This window comes from Halomonas heilongjiangensis (assembly GCF_002879645.1).
GTDB classification, from domain to species: Bacteria; Pseudomonadota; Gammaproteobacteria; order Pseudomonadales; family Halomonadaceae; genus Halomonas; species Halomonas heilongjiangensis.
The window spans coordinates 1-4284 of sequence record NZ_PNRE01000020.1 but is presented as its reverse complement, the minus strand read 5'-3'; the positions used below and the strand labels follow the sequence as shown (position 1 = coordinate 4284).

General features: G+C 67.9%; 4 protein-coding genes. All 4 read left to right on the top strand.

Annotated features, from left to right (window positions below):
* Positions 1–1648: urocanate hydratase (hutU, locus tag C1H66_RS04015; RefSeq protein WP_338066450.1), on the top strand; the 1648-nt coding region annotated here is incomplete at its 5' end.
* Positions 1649–1706: 58 nt separating this feature from the next.
* Complete coding sequence (locus C1H66_RS04010; RefSeq protein ID WP_102626627.1) at positions 1707–2840, top strand: CaiB/BaiF CoA transferase family protein; 1134 nt, start codon at positions 1707–1709, stop codon at positions 2838–2840.
* The gene (locus tag C1H66_RS04005) at positions 2830–3963 is read left to right on the top strand and encodes an acyl-CoA dehydrogenase family protein (RefSeq protein WP_102626626.1); all 1134 of its coding nucleotides are present in this window, start codon (positions 2830–2832) and stop codon (positions 3961–3963) included. The genes C1H66_RS04010 and C1H66_RS04005 overlap by 11 nt, the downstream gene beginning before the upstream one ends.
* A 25-nt stretch (positions 3964–3988) precedes the next feature.
* On the top strand, positions 3989–4284 hold a 296-nt coding region (locus C1H66_RS04000), incomplete at its 3' end, for an electron transfer flavoprotein subunit beta/FixA family protein (protein WP_423133066.1).

The window sequence follows — 4284 nt, the reverse complement described above, 5'->3', positions numbered from 1 at the left end:
CCGCCGGATCGCCGCCCCCACCGGTAGCGAGCGCAGCTGCAAGAGCTGGCTCACCGAGGCCCCCCTGCGCATGCTGATGAACAACCTCCACCCCGACGTGGCCGAGCGCCCCGAGGACCTGGTGGTCTACGGCGGCATCGGCCGCGCCGCCCGCGACTGGCAGTGCTTCGACACCATCGTCGAGACCCTCAAGCGCCTGGAGGACACCCAGACCCTGCTGGTCCAGTCCGGCAAGCCGGTGGGGGTGTTCGAGACCCACAAGGACGCCCCGCGGGTGCTGATCGCCAACTCCAACCTGGTGCCGGCCTGGGCCAACTGGGAGCACTTCAACGAGCTCGACCGCAAGGGCCTGATGATGTATGGCCAGATGACCGCCGGCTCGTGGATCTACATCGGCTCCCAGGGCATCGTCCAGGGCACCTACGAGACCTTCGTCGAGGCCGGGCGCCAGCACTACGCCGGCGACCTCAGCGGCCGCTGGATCCTCACCGCCGGCCTGGGCGGCATGGGCGGTGCCCAGCCCCTGGCGGCGAGCCTGGCCGGCGCCTGTTCGCTGAACATCGAGTGCCAGCAGTCGCGCCTCGACTTCCGCCTGCGCACCCGCTACCTGGACGAGCAGGCCACCGACCTGGATGACGCACTCAAACGCCTCGAGCGCTACACCGCAGAGGGCCAGGCGGTCTCCATCGGGCTGTGCGCCAACGCCGCCGATATCCTCCCCGAGCTGGTCAGGCGCGGCGTGCGCCCCGACATGGTCACCGACCAGACCAGCGCCCACGACCCGCTGCACGGCTACCTGCCGTCGGGCTGGACCTGGGATGAGTACGTGGCGCGCGGCAAGAGCGAGCCCGAGGCGGTGGTCAAGGCCGCCAAGCAGTCCATGGCGGTGCACGTCCAGGCCATGCTCGACTTCCAGGCGCTGGGCGTGCCGACCTTCGACTACGGCAACAACATCCGCCAGATGGCCCAGGAGGAAGGGGTCGAGAACGCCTTCGCCTTCCCCGGCTTCGTGCCGGCCTATATCCGCCCGCTGTTCTGCCAGGGCATCGGTCCCTTCCGCTGGGCGGCGCTCTCCGGCGACCCGGAGGACATCTACAGGACCGACCAGAAGGTCAAGGAGCTGATCCCCGACGACCCGCACCTGCACAACTGGCTGGACATGGCCCGCGAGCGAATCAGCTTCCAGGGGCTGCCGGCGCGGATCTGCTGGGTGGGCCTCAAGGATCGCGCCCGCCTCGGCCAGGCCTTCAACGAGATGGTCGCCAGTGGCGAGCTCAAGGCGCCCATCGTCATCGGCCGCGACCACCTGGACTCCGGCTCGGTGGCGAGCCCCAATCGCGAGACCGAGGCGATGCGGGACGGCAGCGACGCCGTCTCCGACTGGCCGCTGCTCAACGCCCTGCTCAACACCGCCGGCGGCGCGACCTGGGTCTCGCTGCACCACGGCGGCGGGGTGGGCATGGGCTACTCCCAGCACGCCGGGGTGGTGATCGTCGCCGACGGCACGGATGACGCCCACGCCCGCCTGGGCCGGGTGCTGCGCAACGACCCGGCCACCGGGGTGATGCGCCACGCCGACGCCGGCTACGCGATCGCCAAGACCTGCGCCCGCGAGAACGATCTCGACCTGCCGATGCTCGATCGGTAACGCCCGCCATCACGCCAAGGGCGCCACCTCCGGCGCCCCCTCTATCGGGAGAGATACCATGCAACCCCTCAAGGGTGTGACCGTCATCGACCTGTCGCGCTTTCTGGCCGGCCCCTATTGCACCGCCATGCTGGCCGACCTGGGCGCCGAGGTGATGAAGATAGAAACGCCTCAGGGCGATGACAGTCGCCAGATCGGCCCCTTCATCGATGGCGAGAGCGTCTATTTCTCGCTGCTCAACCGCGGCAAGCGCAGCCTGACTCTGGATCTCAAGAGTGACGAAGGCAGGGAGCGCTTCCATGCCCTCTGCGCCACCGCCGATGTGCTGGTGGAGAATTTCCGCCCCGGCGTGGCGGCACGGCTGGGCATCGACGAGGCGAGCCTGAAGGCGATCAATCCCGGCCTGATCTACTGTTCGATCTCCGGCTTCGGGCAGCAGGGGCCGCTGAGCGCCAAGCCGGCCTACGACATCATCGCTCAGGCCCTCTCCGGCATCATGTCGGTCACCGGCGAGGAGGGAGGCGCGCCGACCCGGGTCGGTGAGTCCCTGGGCGATATCTGTGCCGGCCTCTTCGCCAGCTGGTCGATCTGTGCGGCGTTGTTCGGGCGCGAGCGTGACCCGGAGCGTCAAGGGAGCAGCCTGGATGTGTCGATGCTCGACTGCCTCTTCTCCATGCAGGTCACCAACCTCTCCCAGTTTCTGGCCAGTGGAGCGGCGCCGGGCCCGGTGGGCAACCGCCATCCATTGTCGGCCCCGTTCGATAGCTTCCGGGCCAGGGATGGGCAGGTGATCATCGCCGTGGCCAACAACGCCCTCTTCGCCAGGCTGGCGAACTGCATGGGCGAGCCGGAACTGGCCGAGGATGAGGCCTTCTGCAGTGACGAGCGACGCAACGCCAACCAGGCGGCCCTCAAGGCGCGCATCGAGACCTGGGCCGGGCAGTACAGCGTCGAGGAGGTATGCGAGTGCCTCGATGCGGCCGGGGTGCCCGCCTCGCCGATCTGGGATATCGGCCAGGCCGCCGCTTCTCCCCATGCCGCCGAGCGGCAGTTGCTGCCGCGTATCGGCACCCGACCGGGCTCGCCCCAGCCGGTCTTCTTCAACGGCCACAAGCCCTATAGCCGCCATCCGGCGCCGTCCCTGGGCCAGCACAATGACCTGTTCGATGAGGTGACCTGCCATGAACTTTGAACTGACCGCCGACGCCGTCGCCTTCCAGGATGCCGCCCATCGCGTATCCGCCGAGGTGCTCAAGGCCAATGCCAAGCGCTACGACGAAACCGGGGACTTCTGTCGCGAGAGCCTCGATGCTTTGGGCGAACTGGGTTTCTGGGGCATGAACCTGCCCGATGCCTATGGCGGCTTCGACCCCGGCAGCATCGCCATGTCCCTGGCGGTGGAGGAGGTGGCCTATCACTGTGCCGCCACCTGCTCCTCGCTGACCGCCCACTTCCTGGCCACCGACTCGGTGCTGCTGGGCGGTACCGAACGGCAGAAGCAGGAGCTGTTGCCGCTGTGCGCCAGCGGGGAGAAGCTCGGCGCCTTCGCCCTCACCGAGCCCGGTGCCGGCTCCAACCCGGCCGAGATGCGCACCAAGGCGGTGCGGCGCGAGGGGGGCTGGCACCTCACCGGCACCAAGCACTACATCACCAATGGTGCCTACGCCGACTTCCTGGTGGTCTATGCCAAGACCGACGAGAGTCAGGGCCACAAGGGCATCTCGGCCTTCCTGGTCGATCGCCATACCCCGGGTATCCAGTTCTCGAGCCCCGAGAAGACCCTGGGGCTGCGTGGCAGCCACATCTATGAGATCAGCTTCGATTGCCAACTCTCCGAGGCCACGCTGCTGGGTGAGGAGGGGCAGGGCTTCGCCACCGCCATGGCGGTGCTGGATCGCGGACGGGTCGAGGTGGCGGCCATGAGCGTCGGTATCGCCCGGGCCGCCTATGACGACTCCCTGGCCTGGGCCCAGGAGCGGGTGGTGGCCGGCAAGCCGCTGTGCAGGCACCAAGGCATCCAGTGGATGCTGGCGGAGATGCACACCCAACTGGCGGCGGCCAAGCTGGTCACCTACCAGGCGGCGGCGGCCCGGGACTCCGGTGGTCGCTTCAGCCTGGAGTCGGCGGTGGCCAAGCTGTTCGCTTCCGAGGCGGCGGCCAAGATCACCGATAGCGCGGTGCAGGTGCATGGCGGCTATGGCTATATCTGTGACCTGCCCATCGAGCGCTACTACCGGGATGCGCGCATTACTCGCATCTTCGAGGGTACCTCGGAGATCCAGAAGATCATCATCGGCCGGGCCATCACCGCCTGAGCTCGATTGCCACAGGAGTCGAACGATGAAAATTCTCGTCGCGGTCAAACGCGTCATCGATTACAACGTCAAGATCCGGGTCAAGCCGGACCATGCCGACGTCGACCTCACCAACGTCAAGATGGCCATGAACCCCTTCTGCGAGATCGCCGTGGAAGAGGCGGTGCGGCTGAAGGAAAAAGGCGTGGCCAGCGAGGTGGTCGCCGTGACCGTGGGACCCAAGGCCGCCCAGGAGCAGCTGCGCACCGCCCTGGCGCTGGGCGCCGATCGCGCCGTGCATATCGATACCTCAGCCGAGACCGACGCGCGGGTCGAGTCGCT